The organism is Bacillus sp. D386 (assembly GCF_006346415.1).
Genome location: NZ_VEMV01000001.1, coordinates 234,202 through 251,968 on the forward strand (window position 1 = coordinate 234,202; position 17,767 = coordinate 251,968).

19 protein-coding genes are annotated in these 17,767 nt (G+C 36.1%); 5 read left to right on the top strand and 14 right to left on the bottom strand.

Annotated elements, in window-relative coordinates:
* Positions 1-450: 450 nt before the first annotated feature.
* On the bottom strand, positions 451-1,356 hold the full coding sequence (gnd, locus tag FHY45_RS01120) for a phosphogluconate dehydrogenase (NAD(+)-dependent, decarboxylating) (RefSeq protein WP_139891194.1): 906 nt from the start codon (positions 1,354-1,356) through the stop codon (positions 451-453).
* A gap of 202 nt (positions 1,357-1,558) precedes the next feature.
* Here gnd and FHY45_RS01125 point away from each other — a divergent pair, with 202 nt between their 5' ends.
* The gene (locus FHY45_RS01125; protein WP_139891195.1) at positions 1,559-1,741 is read left to right on the top strand and encodes a hypothetical protein; all 183 of its coding nucleotides are present in this window, start codon (positions 1,559-1,561) and stop codon (positions 1,739-1,741) included.
* Between the two features lie 82 nt (positions 1,742-1,823).
* Positions 1,824-2,309, top strand: coding sequence for a DUF2628 domain-containing protein (locus FHY45_RS01130; protein ID WP_139891196.1), 486 nt, complete (start codon positions 1,824-1,826; stop codon positions 2,307-2,309).
* A 347-nt stretch (positions 2,310-2,656) separates the two neighbouring features.
* On the opposite strand, the gene FHY45_RS01135 is transcribed toward FHY45_RS01130, so the two are convergent.
* The 3 genes from FHY45_RS01135 to FHY45_RS01140 form a co-directional block, all read right to left on the bottom strand.
* On the bottom strand, positions 2,657-3,697 hold the full coding sequence (locus FHY45_RS01135; protein WP_139891197.1) for a S1C family serine protease: 1,041 nt from the start codon (positions 3,695-3,697) through the stop codon (positions 2,657-2,659).
* Positions 3,698-3,797: 100 nt separating this feature from the next.
* Positions 3,798-3,938 (bottom strand): DUF3953 domain-containing protein, encoded by a 141-nt coding sequence (locus FHY45_RS21180; protein ID WP_373925462.1) that lies wholly within the window; start codon positions 3,936-3,938, stop codon positions 3,798-3,800.
* A gap of 292 nt (positions 3,939-4,230) precedes the next feature.
* The gene (locus FHY45_RS01140; RefSeq protein ID WP_257468938.1) at positions 4,231-4,467 is read right to left on the bottom strand and encodes a metal ABC transporter permease; all 237 of its coding nucleotides are present in this window, start codon (positions 4,465-4,467) and stop codon (positions 4,231-4,233) included.
* A gap of 327 nt (positions 4,468-4,794) precedes the next feature.
* Here FHY45_RS01140 and FHY45_RS01145 point away from each other — a divergent pair, with 327 nt between their 5' ends.
* Positions 4,795-5,097, top strand: coding sequence for a hypothetical protein (locus tag FHY45_RS01145; protein WP_066100171.1), 303 nt, complete (start codon positions 4,795-4,797; stop codon positions 5,095-5,097).
* 62 nt (positions 5,098-5,159) lie between these two features.
* Here the strand turns inward: FHY45_RS01145 and FHY45_RS01150 are convergent, their stop codons facing one another.
* Positions 5,160-5,681, bottom strand: a complete 522-nt coding sequence (locus FHY45_RS01150) for a type 1 glutamine amidotransferase domain-containing protein (protein WP_139891198.1) — start codon at positions 5,679-5,681, stop codon at positions 5,160-5,162.
* Positions 5,682-5,894: 213 nt separating this feature from the next.
* On the opposite strand from FHY45_RS01150, the gene FHY45_RS01155 reads away from it, so the two are divergent.
* Positions 5,895-6,485 carry a hypothetical protein gene (locus tag FHY45_RS01155; RefSeq protein ID WP_139891199.1) on the top strand — a complete coding sequence of 197 codons (591 nt, stop codon included), beginning with the start codon at positions 5,895-5,897 and terminating at the stop codon, positions 6,483-6,485.
* Positions 6,486-6,710: 225 nt separating this feature from the next.
* A complete protein-coding gene (locus FHY45_RS01160; RefSeq protein ID WP_066100178.1) occupies positions 6,711-7,067 on the top strand; it encodes a helix-turn-helix domain-containing protein in 357 nt (118 codons plus the stop codon).
* 39 nt (positions 7,068-7,106) lie between these two features.
* Here FHY45_RS01160 and FHY45_RS01165 read toward each other — a convergent pair whose 3' ends face one another.
* From FHY45_RS01165 to ppc, 9 genes are all read right to left on the bottom strand, one after another.
* Positions 7,107-7,517: a MaoC/PaaZ C-terminal domain-containing protein gene (locus FHY45_RS01165; RefSeq protein ID WP_066100179.1), complete on the bottom strand. Its 411-nt coding sequence runs from the start codon at positions 7,515-7,517 to the stop codon at positions 7,107-7,109.
* Positions 7,514-7,963 carry a MaoC family dehydratase N-terminal domain-containing protein gene (locus FHY45_RS01170; protein WP_139891200.1) on the bottom strand — a complete coding sequence of 150 codons (450 nt, stop codon included), beginning with the start codon at positions 7,961-7,963 and terminating at the stop codon, positions 7,514-7,516. The genes FHY45_RS01165 and FHY45_RS01170 overlap by 4 nt, the downstream gene beginning before the upstream one ends.
* Positions 7,964-7,977: 14 nt before the next feature.
* The gene (locus FHY45_RS01175) at positions 7,978-8,742 is read right to left on the bottom strand and encodes a beta-ketoacyl-ACP reductase (RefSeq protein WP_066100185.1); all 765 of its coding nucleotides are present in this window, start codon (positions 8,740-8,742) and stop codon (positions 7,978-7,980) included.
* Positions 8,743-8,824: 82 nt separating this feature from the next.
* Positions 8,825-10,003, bottom strand: a complete 1,179-nt coding sequence (locus FHY45_RS01180; protein ID WP_066100188.1) for an acyl-CoA dehydrogenase family protein — start codon at positions 10,001-10,003, stop codon at positions 8,825-8,827.
* A gap of 109 nt (positions 10,004-10,112) precedes the next feature.
* Positions 10,113-11,003, bottom strand: a complete 891-nt coding sequence (locus FHY45_RS01185) for a R2-like ligand-binding oxidase (RefSeq protein ID WP_139891201.1) — start codon at positions 11,001-11,003, stop codon at positions 10,113-10,115.
* A gap of 24 nt (positions 11,004-11,027) precedes the next feature.
* Positions 11,028-12,566 carry a class I adenylate-forming enzyme family protein gene (locus FHY45_RS01190; protein ID WP_066100192.1) on the bottom strand — a complete coding sequence of 513 codons (1,539 nt, stop codon included), beginning with the start codon at positions 12,564-12,566 and terminating at the stop codon, positions 11,028-11,030.
* 739 nt (positions 12,567-13,305) lie between these two features.
* Positions 13,306-13,527: a DUF2187 family protein gene (locus FHY45_RS01195; protein ID WP_066102241.1), complete on the bottom strand. Its 222-nt coding sequence runs from the start codon at positions 13,525-13,527 to the stop codon at positions 13,306-13,308.
* Between the two features lie 378 nt (positions 13,528-13,905).
* The gene (locus FHY45_RS01200; RefSeq protein ID WP_175354212.1) at positions 13,906-14,367 is read right to left on the bottom strand and encodes a competence protein ComK; all 462 of its coding nucleotides are present in this window, start codon (positions 14,365-14,367) and stop codon (positions 13,906-13,908) included.
* Between the two features lie 518 nt (positions 14,368-14,885).
* Entirely contained in the window at positions 14,886-17,636 is a 2,751-nt protein-coding gene (gene ppc, locus FHY45_RS01205; RefSeq protein ID WP_139891202.1) for a phosphoenolpyruvate carboxylase, read from the bottom strand.
* Positions 17,637-17,767 lie beyond the last annotated feature (131 nt).

Consider the following 17,767-nt stretch of genomic DNA (forward strand, 5'->3'; position numbering starts at 1 on the left):
TGGTGCCATTATATATGAAGTTAGCTACTTCAACAAACCAAAAAAGAGTATGTCATAGTGGAAAATAAACATTTTGAGGATGTTTATACAGGGGATTATCTAAAATTATTCGTGATAATGAGACAGGAGTCCTATATTTTCATGATAGCTTTCCAGCTTCCGAATTGACTGTCATGGGCGATAAAGGATGGAAAGCCTTTAATTGATAATAATCTCCCATTCCGCAGTCGGGGACTTAGTTGAATAATCCGTTGTCCGTTTCCTAATGAAGCTGGCTTTTTCACACTTCCATAAATATTTTTCCGTGATAAACTTTATATCTTTGTTAAAGGTATTTGATTCACTCGTTCTTTGGTCGCAAAGAGTTGATCAAATTAGTAACAAATCCCCTATACAAAGAGCATACCTCCATTAACAGTTATGCTTGTTCATTAATCTATTAATCATGTACTACTTGTATTTATTCATTTTTTCGACTTTATGGCCGCCAAACTCATTTCTTAAAGCAGCTACAACCTTACCGTTAAATGTGTCATTTTCCTGTGAGCGAAAACGCATTAATAGGGCCAATGCCATTACTGGTGTCGAGGCTTGAAGGTCTAAAGCAGTTTCTAGTGCCCATTTTCCTTCACCAGACGAATGCATAACTCCCTTAATTTCTTCCAAACGGGCATCTTTAGCAAAAGCTTGCTCCGTTAATTCCATTAACCAGGAGCGCACAACCGATCCATTATTCCAGACTCTTGCTACTTGTTCATAATCAAAATTAAACTCACTTTTTTCGAGGATTTCAAATCCCTCACCAATAGCTGCCATCATCCCATACTCAATTCCGTTATGAACCATTTTTAAATAATGTCCGCTCCCCGAATCACCTGCATATAAGTACCCATTTGGTACGGAAGTGGCTGCAAATAATGGTTCAATTACTTTCCATGCGTTTTGATTGCCACCAATCATATAACATGCCCCATTTCTTGCTCCTTCCATTCCCCCGGAAGTACCGACATCCATAAAATAGATTCCAGCTTCTTTTAATACCCTGCTTCGTCTCATCGATTCCTTATAATTTGAATTTCCCCCATCTATTAAAATATCTCCAGGACTTAACAGTGGAAAAAGCTCTTCTATAACATTATCAACCACAGTATGTGGTACCATCAGCCATATGACTCTGGGTTGCTCCAGTTTATCCACTATGTCTTTCATATTAGGACTGCCAATGGCTCCATATTTTTGAAGGCTCTCAACCGAAGCTGAATTTACATCATAAGCATGCACAATAATTTGGTGGTCTATTAAATTTTTAGCCAAATTCATCCCCATCTTGCCAAGACCGATTAAACCTACCTTCATCAAGTCTCCTCCTTATTAATATCTTTATTAGTTACATACCGTTATTTTCAACAAATAAACATTTCAATCCGTTACATCTTGCCAATAGTCTAATACTAAACTTTCGAATTCTTAATTGTGTAGTGAGGTTTCCAATTCTTTGCCTATTCAACAAAAATTAGTTAAAATTCTATATAGATAAATAATAAAGGAGAGTAATAAGATGGAAATTTGCAAAGAATGCTTTGATGGGAATATAGTTGATGAACAACATGAGCAATATGAAAATCTAGATCGTGAGTTAGTTCGCCTTATTGAAGTAAGCCATTTTTCCTATGACGAAGCCTTTAAAAGGGCAACCAGATTATATCCTGCCATAAAGAAATGTCCTGAGTGCAATGACTGAAACTAAATTTAATAGCTTAAATTTAGTTTCAGTCATTGATCAAACCATCATTCAATCGTGTAAATAAAAATGAGGTATTTTTATGGTTAAATTAAAAGATTCTCAGCAGGAAAAACAAGATATAAAAGTATATATCGGCGATCACTATCATTCATTTTTAAATGAGAATCATAGAATTAAAAGATGGAATTTTTTCGGTTTAGTCTTCGGGATGTTCTGGCTTGCGTATCGAAAAAGATATCTGATTGTCGGTATTTTCATCCTGATTGATATTTTAGTATCTCTCCTATTCCGTAACCACCTGTTTTATTGGTTAGTTTTTGCCGCATTAATGCACCTTTATATAGGCAGAAGCGGTAATCTTTTATATTTAGCCGGTACAAAAAAACATGTTGAACAGATAAGACGTAGACATCCACATCTCGATGAAAAGGAGATGAAACGCTTACTAATAAAAAAAGGGCGAACCAGCTGGTGTTTTATTCTGCCTTTACTTATCTATTTTGTTCTTATTCATACCTATGTGTTTATCGACGATATTAAAATTATAGTAGCCTCATATTTTTAAATGATACTTAACAAAAAATTAGAGTGATTATCCAAATCACTCTAACACTATTGACCTATAAGGTTTTCAATTTAGATCAGACGATTCCTATCCTTCGGCAAATATGTACATTTTTTCCCTCTGTCTAGCATAATTAGACCCCAAAATTACTTCAGCGAAAATTCCATAATGGATAACCTTACAGAAGTTGATTATTCTTCGTTCTCCTTTTGTTCTTTTACAGAAATACTTACTGGTTTTTTCGTCACTGGGTTCTACTATTAATTGTTCCTCTTGTTTATTGTCTAAAAGATTTCCTTCAATAACATCCTCTTTTTCAGCCTCAGATTGATTATTATATTCCCCATCTACCTCATACCAGTCTTCAGGAATTTCGTAATAAACCCCTGGCTCATCAGTTGTTTCTCCACCTTCAAAATATCCTCCGTCAATCTCTTCATCTTCTTCCTCAAAATGATAATCACCGGTCTCCGTATAAAAAAGCCTGTTATATCACTCTCCGATAACGGATTTGAAACCCAACCACTGATAAACGAATAAACATCCTTCAGGGGAATGCTAAACCCAATTGATTCATCCTCAATCAATCTCGCTGAATTGATTCCAATTACTTTGCCTGATTTTACAGATACTAATGGACCGCCACTGCTTCCAGGAGATATCCGAGCAGTCATTTGGTAAATATTTTCATATATACGCTCCCCAATATAAAAACTTCGGTTAATGGCTGCAATTGTTCCCAAAGTTGCTGTATTAGTTTTTCCGAGCGGACTCCCCAATGCTATTACTTCCTCACCTATCGAAGCATATTCCTGGGTAGCTAGCCCCAAGGATTGCTGATTCGCCAATTCAGGTATCCTGATAATTGCGACATCATGGATATTCGAATATCCAATGACTTTTCCTGCATAGGATTGACTTGTATAATCGATTGCTGTTATATCAACAGAGCCCTCTACTACATGAGCATTTGTAAGGATATCTCCATGATCATTAATGATAAATCCAGTACCTTGATTATCCTCAGTGAAAATAGTAAAAACTTTTGCAAGTGATTCAGTTATAATCTCAGAAACCTCTTTTTTGGTATCTACTTTTATTTCAGTTGCCGGTTTAGGCGTTGTTTTAATTTCCTCTGCTTGATTCGTTTTTCCATTCTCTTTATGTACCAATTTTATTTCTTTTATGCTTCCATATTCGACCTGCTTATGATTATCCGTTTGATTTGCAGCTAATAAATAGATGCTTGCTGAAAGAATAGCGATGATACTAAAAGAAACCAAGACAACTTTTGATCTCTTTCTTTTTGGTCCATTCTTCAATTTACCACAATGCAAACAGTACTTACTTCGGGTATTTATTTCATTCTGACAATAGCGACATTTCATTCTTTACACCTGCTTCTTCATTGACAGCTAAATGACCATCATCTCTTATACATTATTTCGTCATTCACGCCAGAAAAATGAAGCATGGTCATAAAATATTCTACAATTCAGCGTAGAATAGCCTAATAAGAGCTAAACTGAAAAAGAAAAACGATAGCACACTGTTTACTATAGCTAATCCCTTATGTTTTAAACGTATTTGTTCAATACACGTCACCATAAACATGAATCCTATCGACATATGCAAGTACGGATAAAGCCAAATGCTCTCTTTAACGACAAAAATAAGCTATTACAATTACAAATGAAGAACTGATGAACTTAAAAACTTTCATAAAAACTCCTTTTATCCTTTTTACCTAAAATCTTCCCTTAGCATGTTACCATACTTTAAACCGCCAGATGAATAAAGAACATAAACAAAACAAGGATTGCTCAATAAACTGCTTCTGTTCAGCTTATTAGACAATCGCTTCATTTACCTTTGAACATTTTAAATAAAAGAATTTCTTAATTTTCTATGTTGGAAATTTTTAAACACGATTCCATGGGTAGATGAGAACAAAAACACGTCCAAAAATCAAGCCAGACACTGCAACCATACAACCGGCAATAGAGACATCTAAAACAACGGCTGTGTAATAACCGAAAACGGAGCTTAGAGCCCCAACTATTAAACTGATCATAATCATGACACTCAGGCGCTCTGTTAAAAGATAGCCAGTTGCGGCCGGTACAATCAACATACCTACAACAAGAATAGCGCCCACACTCTCCCCCTTTAAAAACACTTATAAACCTTTAAAATATCAATATTTTTTATCACTAAAAAAATTTTTATAAGTGTATATATTCCATCCCATTCGCTCTCCAGGAACCCTTTTTATTTATAATAATTATAAATAAAAAATATTACAGTTTTGGTCATTTAAAAGAAACTTTCTCCATATTAAATTTTAGTTAACAATATCGAAAATCTAGCTATGGTGAAAATTCAGATAAAATTATATAATTAAATCTTATAGGACACCATACACACATGTTTCTTATAAAAAACTCATGTTAAGAGTAGAATAATAAATTAGGAGGGAACTTGTATGAAGGTCATTGTGTATAAAAAAGATATCGATCAATTCCTGGCTGATTTTAAATCTATCTCTTCTTATGATGAAGTTGGTAAGAAGTATTACTTTATCTTTGAAGACCATATTAGAGGTGGCCACTGGACCTTAATGTTTTATGATAAAGAAGGAAAATGGACAGCGCATGGTAAGGGAGAGTTTTATAGCGACATAGATGAATTACAGCTTTCAGGTGATCAATTAAAACTTTTCATTTACAAAAACAGAAAATATATTAATAATGTGATTCGACAATTAAGAGTAGCTATTCCATCTTAAGTCTTAGGATCCACAGACAATATAAAGAAGCCAGTGTTTACATTTAAACACTGGCTTCTTTATTAGTTCTCTAGTACTTTGATAAATTCACGCATGTAATCCGGTAAATCAGGCGGGCGTCGACTTGAAACAATATGTCCGTCTACGATAACCGCTTCATCATACCAGGAAGCTCCTGCATTGACCATATCATCTCGTATTCCAGGTGTACTTGTCACCTTTACTCCCTTTAAAATATCAGCTGATATCAATACCCAGCCTGCATGGCAAATTTGTCCGATTGGTTTTTGCTGTTCATCCATTTTTTGGATAAACTCTAATACTTCTGGAAATCTGCGAAGTTTATCAGGAGCCCAGCCTCCAGGAACTAAAACTGCGTCATAATCATTTGGATTTACTTCTGCAAAGCTATACTCACTTTCTGCGGGTACGCCATACTTGCCAATATACTTGACTTTTGCCTGTTCACCCGCCAAATGAACTATTGCTCCTTCTTCACGCAGTCGATGAATTGGATACCACAATTCGAGGTCCTCAAATTCATGATGTACAAAACTTAGAATCTTCTTATCCTTTAATCTCATAATGTCACTCCCTATCAATCATTTCTTATGTACCTATTCCCTATTCTTATAAAACTATTCTTCGTAATCATATCAACCACTTATGCATTTATTAAATCAATTTTATCAACACACTTTAGCAACTCAAGATAAAACGGAATATTCGCATTTTAGACTACACATCTAGCCTATTTATTTATAAAATTATATTAAAATAACAAGAGGGAGATTCATATGAGAAAATTAAACACAAGAAAAATAGTACTATTATTTGTTTTAGCAGGTTTGTTTAGCCTCGGATTAATCATTCAATATTACTATCAGCATTCTAAAGCTTCCGCTGAGCTGGAACAATTAAATAAAGAAATTAATCTTGCTAAAGAAAACAATAAACAGTTGGAAAGGGAAATCATAAATTTACACAAAGAAATCGAAAAATCCGCCGAAGAGGAATCACCTATTACCGATGATGTTGATTCAAATATAAACTCCACAGAAGATAAAATAAACACTGCTGATACAACGAATACGGTTGAAGATGAAACAACCAAACTCTCGTCTGATGAAGAAAACGAAAAACAACAGGGCACTTCTGATCTCGAATCCGCTCAGGATCAGGCTATTAATCTCGTAAAGGATCATATTAATTATACCAATGAATCAAACGTTCATTTCGAAGTCCAAGGGAAGATATCAGGCACTGAGGATTTATCTATACATGTATATGAAGTAGTAGTTGATGAGGGAGAAAGCCAGCATACCGCAACCTGGGGATGGTATGGAGTTAACGTTACAACAGGAAAAGTTTACGAAATTAATGGTTGAGCCATACTGATTGGCAATACTTAAATATGGATTACGGCATTGTTTAGACAACAAGAAGGATAAAAGAGATCATAGGCACAATTTGGGTGATTTCTAATTATGCACGATAAAAAGACATATAAAATGTACTATAAAGAGACATTTTACACCTTATTACTCGCTCATTTGTAACTTTTGTCCTATAATATATATATACAATACGTTTCGTAAAAGGTGGGAGCAACCATGAAATCCTCTTTTGGAAGCAGGTTAAAAGAGTTGCGTAAAGAGAAGCGTTTGTCACAGGAAGAACTAGGAGCTATTATAGGGGTCGCACAATCAACCATGGGATCTTACGAACGGGAAACACGCGAACCAAGTATTGACGGAATATTGGAACTTGCCCATTATTTTGATGTATCTGTCGATTATTTACTGGGTAACTCTAATGAACGAAAAATACCTGAATTAACACAGTTACAAGGATCCTATGACTTGCATAAATTCATGCATGAGAATGAGATTGTGCTATATGGCAGAACCTTAACAGAGGATGAAAAACAGCGTCTGTTAGATATCTCATTAGGCCTCTTCTATCGTTAATCATTTACCGGATACAGGCAGCTTAAAAGCTGCCTGTATTTAACTAGTTTCGTATAAATAATACACTACGGTACCTTTCAGTACCTCCTGCTCTTTTTGATTAATAGCAGAAACGATAAAATGTAACTCATTTTCTAATTTTGTTTCAAGCTTTGCTTTTAATCTTATTGAATCGTTCAAAAAGACCATGTCACGAAAACGAATTGTAAAATCTTTTATAAATCCATCCTCATAATAAGGGGTAAACAGTTTTGACAGATTCCCCATTGTCCACATTCCATGTGCTATAATACCCGGAAGTCCTAATCTTTTTGCTTGCTCCTCATCCTTATGGATAGGATTATGATCCCCAGAAGCATTAGCGTACTCAACCAATGCTTCTTTAGAAACAGGTTCCAATTTTACTTCTTCCAATTCATCACCAGTCTGTATATCAAGCAAACATGTCATGCTTTCAACTCCTTTTGCACAACTTCATTTATAATAATGACAATGGTAGAAGTAAATATCGAGTTTCCTTCTTTATCTTCACCATTGTTTTCAATCCGCAAAATGCCCATTTTTCCGTTACTTCCAGTTCTCTCTTTATAATCTTTTACTTTTGAAAAACAATATACTTCTTCATCTATTAATAAAGGTCTCTCATAATGATAGATTTGCTCTCCATGGATTAGTCCTTTAGATGGCAGCTCCAGACCTTCTAACTCTCCATAATTGAATACTCTTGGATATGTTGGTGGAGCGATATTCTCACCGTATCTTGATTTCTTGCCATATTCCCGATCAACATATATAGGATGCTCATCTCCAATTGCTTTGGCAAATTGTTTAACACGTTCTCTGTCAACTCTATTTAACACTCGATTTGATCTCTTGCCTACTGCTTGAGCAAACATTCATCTCACCTCAATTAATTTTTAGGTCCACCTGCCACATATAAAACCTGTCCGTTTACAAACGAAGACTTTTCATCAGCAAAAAATAAAACAGCGTTAGCAATATCTTCAGGTTTACCACTGCGTCCAACAGGAATGATTGAAACATTTGCTTCAATTAACTGTTCAAATGGTATACCGACTCGAGCAGCTGTCTCCTTTGTCATATCTGTTTCAATAAATCCAGGTGCCACTGAATTAGCCGTAATACCAAACCCACCCAGTTCAATAGCCAAGGTTTTAGTAAACCCCTGCAAACCGGCCTTTGCTGCAGAATAATTCACTTGCCCTCTGTTCCCAAGCGCTGAGGTGGAGGAGATATTAATAATGCGCCCATACTTTTGCTGGACCATATATTTTTGCGCTGCTCTAGTCATATTAAAGGAGCCCTTCAAGTGAACATCCATTACCAATTGCCAATCTGTATCTGTCATTTTAAAAATCAGGTTATCTCGGATGACTCCTGCATTATTAACCAGAATATCAATAGCGCCATAGTGTTCATATACTTCCTTTACAGCTTTCTCCACTTCCTCTGATGAAGTAACATCTGCAACACGAGTCATACAATCAAATTCTTTCTGTTTAAATTGTTCCGCAGTCGCTTGCAGTGCTTCTTCATTTACATCAAAAAGCGCTACCTTAGCACCTTGTACGGCCAAATTTTCTGCAATTGCTTTACCTATCCCTCTACTTCCTCCGGTAATAATGGCCACTCTATTTTCAAATCTCCCAGTCATGCTACGTTCACATCCCTTTCAAATAAGATAAACGTTAATTATTTCTACAAAAACCACAAAATTCCTTTTATTAGGAGTTGATTCAGCTAAATTCTCCTATTTTAACATGACCTTTTATAAGATTACGGGCGATGATCATTCGCTGGATTTCGTCAGTTCCATCATAAATTCTCCAAAGTCTTGCTTCACGGTACCAACGCTCAATCGGTAATTCTCTCGTATAACCCATACCACCATGAATTTGTAAAACCCGATCGACCACCCGATTTCCCATATTGGCCCCATACAATTTTGCAATCGACGCTACATGCCGGTTATCTTCCCCATGATCAAGAGTAAATGCAGCATTTAAGGTAAGCCACCTCGCTGCTTCAATCTCAACCGCAGAATCAGCTATCTGCCATTGAATGGCTTGTCGCTCGGCAATTGGTTTACCGAATGTGATACGCTCCTTTGCATAATCAATTGCCATTTGCAATAATCGCTCAGCCGCACCAACAGCGCGCGCTCCTACAATCCATCTTGCAAAGCCAATCCATTCAAGCCCTAAATTATATCCTTTATGCAACTCACCTAAGATATTTTCCTCAGGAACTCGAACATTATCAAACACTAATCCGGCTGGACCTCCTTCCCCCATCGTTTGGATAAACTCAGAACGCCATCCCATATCACGGTCTACGATAAAACAGGTTACTCCTTCACGACCTCTTGATTCGATGTGCTGTTGTTTATCGGTAATTGCCATGGCCATAACAAAGTCAGCATCATTTCCTCCCGTAATAAAGGTCTTCTCTCCATTAAGGACCCATTCTGAGCCATTCTTTACAGCTGTCATTTTTATATTTTGCGTATCCGAGCCTGCACCTGGTTCTGTCATGGCGAAACAGGATTTCTTGTCACCGTTTATTGTAGGGATCAAGTATTTTTTCTTTTGTTCATCATTTGCATAGTACAGAATATTGTCCGCTGAACCGCCAAAGGTGAAAGGGACAAACGTTTTGGCTACCTCAATAGCTACAATAGCCATCATCATCTGACCTAAGTCAGCGCCGCCATATTCTTCAGGTGTGTTAATGCCCCAAAATCCAGCTTCCTTCGCTTTTAATTGTAATTCCTTAAGCTTACCCGGAGAGAGGCTTGGTTTCCCTTCTCGTTCATTTCGTAACACTTCATTTTCTAATGGCATTAATTCCTTTTCCACAAATCTACGAATTGTTTTTTGAACCATTTTTTGTTCATCAGTTAAACGTAAATACATACTAATCCCCCTATCATTTAAATACTAACCAGTCGGTATGTTTTATTTACAGATGCTCTATAGAGCACCTGAATAGATTTACTAGATTTATAGAGTCGAGTGTTCTTACTTAAATCATGCCAACTTCGCTTTCAGAAGTTCTATAGATCTCTTCAATTTTCTTTCCTCTCGCCCTTGATAGAATATCCATTCTAATTTGAAGCTGCTTCATGGAAAAGTTAACAACCTCTTCAGGGCTTGTCCCAAATGCCTCTATATCCGCATCTGTTAATCCCTCTTCCACAATTGTTAGAGCCAGCGGCGTTAACTCCGCCATCCGTTTCATGACAACATCATCATATATATGAGGATGCTCACAAATCAAACGCTGAAGCAAGTAAGTACCATAGCCGATATGGCGAGATTCATCCCTCTTCAAATTGCCAATTCCCTCAAGCAATCCTGGCATTAAATTTGATTTTTCCAGCGATTGATAAAATGAAAAATATCCCGTTTCAGCAAGTACCCCTTCTACAAACATGTTATATACAGTGGAGGCATCCGCAATCGCCTCAGGTGATTGATCTGTAAGCAGGCGATCCATTGCATTTGGTAAAATGACTTGAAATACTTGCTTATACGTATCTGTTAATAAAGGATTTAACTCACCCTTTTCTCCAATTGCGTCCAAGACGGCTCTAAAAAATTCAGTATGCTTTGCTTCTTCAAACAGGAAGGTAGTCAGGAACATTTCCTCTTCAATCCGTCCCTCCTTGGCAATTGCCATCATAAGCGGTAATAAATCAAGTGTGACAGCTTCTTCTCCTGCCTGAAATTGTGAAAGAAGACGAAGAATGCTATGCCTTTGTCCCGGTGTTGCCTGCTTCCAATCCGTAGCATCCTTTGTAAAATCGATATCAGCTGGATTCCATGTCCCCACCCTTTTTGCTTTTTGATACAAACGATATGGAAATGAATCTACCAAGAGGCCTCTTGACGTAGCTGTAATGGTTTCTCTCATATTTATAAACTCCCTTCATTAAAATTATTTATAGTCCCGCTCTATTATTCTCTCGGATGCGGCAGTTCGGAGATGAGTCTTCAGAATTTTCCCTACACCATTCCGCGGTAGTGCATCAAAAAATAATATTTTTCTTGGCGTTTTATTTTTTGCAAGATGTTCCTGGCAATATGCAATTAGTTCCTCTTCCTGGATATCTTTTTTTGATTCCCTGACAATGCATGCTACCAACTCTTCACCCATACTGGCATCTGGTATTCCAATGACAGCCACTTCAGATACCGCATGATGCTGACTTAATATCTCCTCTACATCACGTGGATAAATATTGAACCCTCCACGGATAACTAAATCTTTTTTTCGGTCGACAATATATAAATAACCATCTTCGTCGATACGTCCTAAATCTCCCGTATGCAACCAACCGTCTATTAATACGTTGTTTGTTTCGCTTTCATTGTGAAAATAACCGGGTGTCACATTTTCTCCCTTCACCACCACTTCTCCAATCTCACCGGTTGGTAGCTCCAAAGCCAATCCATCCACAATTTTAATTTGTACCCCCGGTATAGGAAATCCAACAGATCCGGGTCTAACCGGCTGACCCTTTTTATGAGCTGTAACAATAGGTGAGGCCTCAGATAATCCATAACCTTCATAAACCTTTGCCCCAAACCTTTCTTCAAATGCTGCCAGCAAGGCAGTGGGTAATGGCGCAGAACCTGAACTTATAGATTCCAAGCTTTGAAGATCGTATTGATTATAATCAGGATACGAGACCAAGGCATGAATCATGGCAGGAACACTGGCAAACGATTTAATTCTGTGCTTTTCTATTGCTGCTAATGTTTTTGCAGGGTCAAACCTGGAGAAGATAACAATTGAACTTCCCACTATGTAACATGTATTTGATATGGTTAACCCATACACATGAGCTAGCGGAAGAATTCCGAGTGTCGTTCCTCTCTCTGTATTAGCATGTTTGGCAGAGTTAACCGCATTTGAATAGAGGTTTGAATGAGTCAGCATAACTCCCTTTGGGTTACCTGTAGTACCTGAGGTATAGAGAATAACAGCAGTATCTTTTGAATCGATATCTATAGAAAATCGCTTGTCCAAATTCTCATTGGAATCCATATATTCATATATATTAATCGCAGTACTGGAAGTATCATCATCTGTAATAATTACGGTTGGTTTTATGTTTAATAAATCAATCGCTTGTTGGATATGATCGAGTATGATTTTAGAGGTGATAATTAGTTTGGCTCCGCAATTTGCGGCAATATAGGCAATTTCTTTTGGATGGAGTGAAAACATAACAGGTACAATGATAGCACCGGCTCTTGTTATCCCTTGATACGCAATTAATACTTCAGGCATATTTGGCATAATGACAAGGATTCTGTCTCCTGGCTGAATCCCTCTATTTCTAAATCCATTGGCCAATCGATTGGCATATCTCCTTGTCTCTACATTTGTAAATTGCTTGTTTCCATAGAATAAAAAAGAGTACTCATCGAATTTTTCGATATTCGAATCAAGCAATTGTGATAGCTTCACTTTTTCTCCTCCAATTCGCGGAATTTTTCACAAAAAAAATAAATTCTCATGTCTCCAGCTTGAAGCTTCCTATAAGGACCTACCAATTAAAACTACCAATTATATCAAACTGAACACTGCTAATCTTGAAGTGTTATTCCTATTTAAAACGCTACGATACCTCAGAGGATTCATAAATTTACCAAAGGATTTTCAATGTAGCAGTTAACCATTCTCTTGCATATTAGAAACAAAGAAAGATTACGGTACTACTTTACCTTTTTATCTAAAGACTCCAGGACGTAAATAAAAGAATAAACAAAGCCTATTAAACACCCCCTTTGCATGTAAGCGTTTTCAAATAAAATTTTAAAAAACTGTCGATACAAACAAAGCTATCTTTTTTCAGATGATTAATTCCACTATGCTTCTTACAATATGTTCTTTACACGACCTTTAAATTCCTACCTATAATTTTAAATATTCAGAAAAATTATTATGATAATTTGTTGGGGGAATAATTTTTTTTTGTTGTGGGAATAACCAGCTTTTTATACAGATTGATAGACCAAGTCCCTGGTTACAAGAAGAATGAACAGATAAAGGCACTCAGCATAAAAATCTGAACTAAGAAAGTTAGATAAGCAGCTAACTTTTATGTACAGTTCATAAACCGAGTGCTTTTATCTATATATGAATATTTCAGATTATTAAATCTATTTCATTCAGTTTAAGTGCTAGTTTTATAGACAGATACAGGTTACATGGATGATGATCTAACTACTTTGTAATTATTATGGCGCACGACCGTTCTCGGTGTTTCATAACAAAAATGCTCTGCTACTTCTTCATCTATTTCAACAATACATGATAACTCCCTAACAATTGATACTTTTCCTAAAATAGAAAGACCACGTCGCTCAAATTCAACGATATCTCCCACTTTACCTTTATCCTCTATAGCAAGTTCATTTAGTAGCATATTATCCACTTCTTTTCCTCCTCATCAGACTAATATATAAATTTTTATGCATAATTTAGTAATTAATTCAACAAATCAGTGTAATTTGTGACCATTTACATAGAATTTAACACAAATAGTATTAAGAATCAATTGAGTTTTCAAAAAAAAGAGTCTATTTTCTCATTTTGTTTTCTAAAATAACTACTATTCTGATTATTTACTATTTATATCTTAAATAGATAGAAGTAGCAGTACGTCTGTCGCTTTGCACTTAAAACCTGACAAAAAAGAATCCAGTCTAGTGCTGAATTCTTTTAATCTAAACTTTTAGAATATCATTTTTCAAAATTACGAAACTTTCTATTAAACAGCCTTCATGATTTCAAAGAAAGATCATTAAGTGAGACTGAACTTTTCTATTTTATCTTTTAGCTTTAATGCGTTATTATATCGTTTCATTAGTATGGATGCTTTACAATTAATGTTTATAGTTGTTTGATTGGAAAGGTATACGTAACACTCACTACTATCAATCGGGTCGCATCCTCGATAGTGATCTAGTGCTATCCAAGCACATTCTACATCACGACAAGAATGAGTCGGAAACATATAAATACTATGTTGGCCGCTAATCTGCAGAGGCAAAATATAACTTCCTCCCAGATATGATTTTGAACTGTTTTTTGCCCCTTGATAATCAGCACCATAGCCAATGATACTGTCTTTTAAAATAGCAAGCGGAGATTTCTCCACCATATAAAAAGTATCCTGAAAATATAACTGAGTATACAAATAACCTTCCACAAAAACGGGTAATAAAACCTTTGTATCTATCCTAATATATGGTCTGTTTTCCACTATCATATACTCCACCCTTTTTGAATTATATTTGCTTTCTATTCAATAATGGGTATACTACTATTATGTTGGTGTACCCAGCAACAGACTATTGGGCCCGGTCCCCCAGACTGCAGGCCCAATTTCTGATATCCTCTTAATCTCCTTTCCTGGAAATAGATAGGATTTTTATCCTATCCTTAAATAATTATATGACAACCGACATTCTTCTCCAAATCTTTCCTATATCATTTTTTATAAGCGTCTTTACCTTAAAATCTATCGTTTATTTACATCCTTAGGTTTTTATATTATAATAATATATTTTGAAATTGGTATTATAGCAAAATCATAATAAATAAGCAGTTTTTACCGTATAATTTTCATGTTTCCCTTAGGAAAACCTTTAAATTCGGAGAAAATTTACCTGTAAAATTTAATTTTTAATTTTTCACAATAAATTCAAATAAATGCTTTTACGCATCTCAAGAAAATAAAAAGAAGGATGACTCTACTGTCATCCTCCCTACCTTAATCAATCATCCTGTATTACGAAGACCTGCGGCTATACCATTAATCGTATGTAATACCTGAACAACTAATTGGGTATCCACTTCCTTTAAACTTCTTAGTTCTTTAATTAAGTGAACTTGAATGAAATTCAATGGGTCCACATAAGGATTTCGAAGACGAACTGAATCCTTAATATTCGGTGTTTGATCAAGTAATTCTTCATCTCCAGTTATCTCAAGCAGAACTGATTTGGTTTTGTTGTACTCTTCCACTATATCCTCAAATATCCGATCTCCAATTAAAGGATCTTCAACCAAATCAGCATATTCTTTCGCTGTTTTAAGATCTGCTTTCATTAATGCCATTTGCAAATTATCAATTGTGGATCTAAAGAATGGCCAATCCTGATACATCTCTTTCAATGTCTCTATATTGCCTTTTTCTTTATATGCGTATGTTGCTAGACCAGTACCGGAAGCATACCAAGCAGGAAATAACTGTCTGCTTTGTGTCCAGGCAAACACCCAGGGAATAGCTCGTAAATTTTCAAACTTATCACTGTTTTTACGAGCCATCGGTCTGGAACCAATATTCAGTTCACCAATTTCTTTTAGAGGTGTAGCTTGGTTAAAGTAAGTTAAAAAACCTTCATCCTTAAATACAAGTGACTGATATTTTTCATAAGAGATATCAGAGATACTTTCCATGGCGCGTACCCAGCTATCATCCCTTAAATGGCCTTGTTCAGAAGATTTCGAAACATTAGCAGCCGTTTCCAGAAGCGTTGACGTTGCTTGCTCTAAGGAACGATATGCGATGTCTTCTATTAAATAACGAGACGATAATACCTCTCCTTGCTCTGTTATTTTCACCCCGTCTCCCAGTGTTTCGAGCGGCTGAGAGAGAAGACTTCTGCTCAAAGGCCCGCCACCACGGCCAAGAGAACCACCACGGCCGTGAAAGAATTTTGTTGAAATATCATATTCCTTTGCCAATTCATGCAGTTCTATCTGTGCTTTATAAAGCTTCCAATTGGCGGTCAGAGTCCCCCCATCCTTACTGCCATCCGAATACCCCAGCATAATTTCCTGCTGGTTTTTCAGCTTTCTTAGATGCTCACGATAAACTGGCAGGTCAAACAATGCTTTTAAAATAGCAGGTCCGTTTGACAAATCTTCTATTGTTTCTAGTAATGGAGCTACATTCAAATCACTTTCAACTGTACCATCTGCATGAAGCTTATATAATCCCGCTTCTTTGGCCAATAATAAAACTTCCAGCAAATCACTTGCCGAACGTGTCATACTGACGATATAGACCCTAATGGATGCTTTTCCAAATTCTTTATGGGCCTTTTTGATTAATTTAAATACCGTAATAATTTCCTGCGTTTCCTTGGTATATTCTTCATTGTCTAGCAATAGCGGCCTTGGATCCATCAACAATTTTTCCAGCAGCTTTTCTTTTTCTGGCTCAGTCAAATTTGCATAACTGTCTGTAATCTTAATTTTCCTTAGGATTTCATCAATGGCACCTGCATGCTCATCACTATGATTTCGAATATCCAATGTTCCAAGGTGGAAGCCAAACAACTGAACCTGTCTAATTAATTTATGTAAAAGCTTTAACTGATGCCCTTTTGGATGATGCGTATCTATACTTTCTTTAATCATCAGTAGATCCTCAAGCAGTTCTTCCGATGTTTGATACCCTCGTTCATCATTAGCCACCATGCGGACACGTTCAACCATAATAGCCAATTTACGACGGTACGCTTCATTTTTGACAGGCCATTTTTTATCGTCGTTTATATATTTTGATTCTCCCAATTCTATCGATCTCATTATCTCATCACCAACTCTAATTTGGACTGTTGAGTGAGATAAACGTTTCATTAATTCAATTAAAGCCTTTTCATATTTTTTGAGAACTAATGCTCTGTGTCTATTTAGAGTTTCCCATGTAACAGCTGGGGTTACATACGGATTTCCATCCCGATCCCCTCCAATCCATGAACCGAATCGAAGAAAATTTGGCACATTCCAGATTTCACCGCTGTAATGTTCAGTCAATTTGTCTTCTACTTCCTGATGTATTTCGGGTATGACATCAAAGAAAATCTTATCAAAATAATACAATCCATTTCTGACTTCATCAATGACTGTTGGTTTCCTGTCCCTTAATTCATCAGAATGCCATAAAGTAGTAATCTCATTATAGAGGTCTTCTTTAATTTCCTTATATTCATTTTCGGTTAACATAGGATTATTAAGCGTTTTAAGGAGAAGTAATAATCTCTTTTGGATTTCTAATATAGACCGTTTAGCCGCCTCTGTAGGATGGGCAGTAATAATCAATTCCAGTGATATTCGTTCAAGAACATGCTGTATAATTTCACCACTAATATTTTTATCCTTCATAGATTGGATGGCTTTTTCAATTGAACCAGGCTGCTCATCGGAATTGTTCAGTTGATATTCACGCTTTCGTCGAATACGATGATTTTGTTCAGCTGCATTTATTAAGTGAAAATAAACGGAAAAAGCCTTAATAACTTGCATTCTTGTCTCTGGGCTAAGCATTTCTATTTCCTTTTTTAATGTATGATACGTCTCATCTTCCACGTGTAAACGAAGAGATTTACACATTGTACGAATCTTTTCAACGGTATTAAAAAGCTCTTGTCCACCCTGATAGATGAGAACCTCTCCTAGTATATTGCCTAGCAATTTTACTTCCTTGCGCAACGGCTGATTCGTATCCTGTTTTGTGACCACTCAAAAATCCCTCCCACTCTCTAACCAATAAATACTTCAAATATTTCGAGTATTTCTATTAATTATATATAACTATCTAAATAAATGACATTATTTAACTCAATTTCATTGTTTTATTGATAACCATGTAT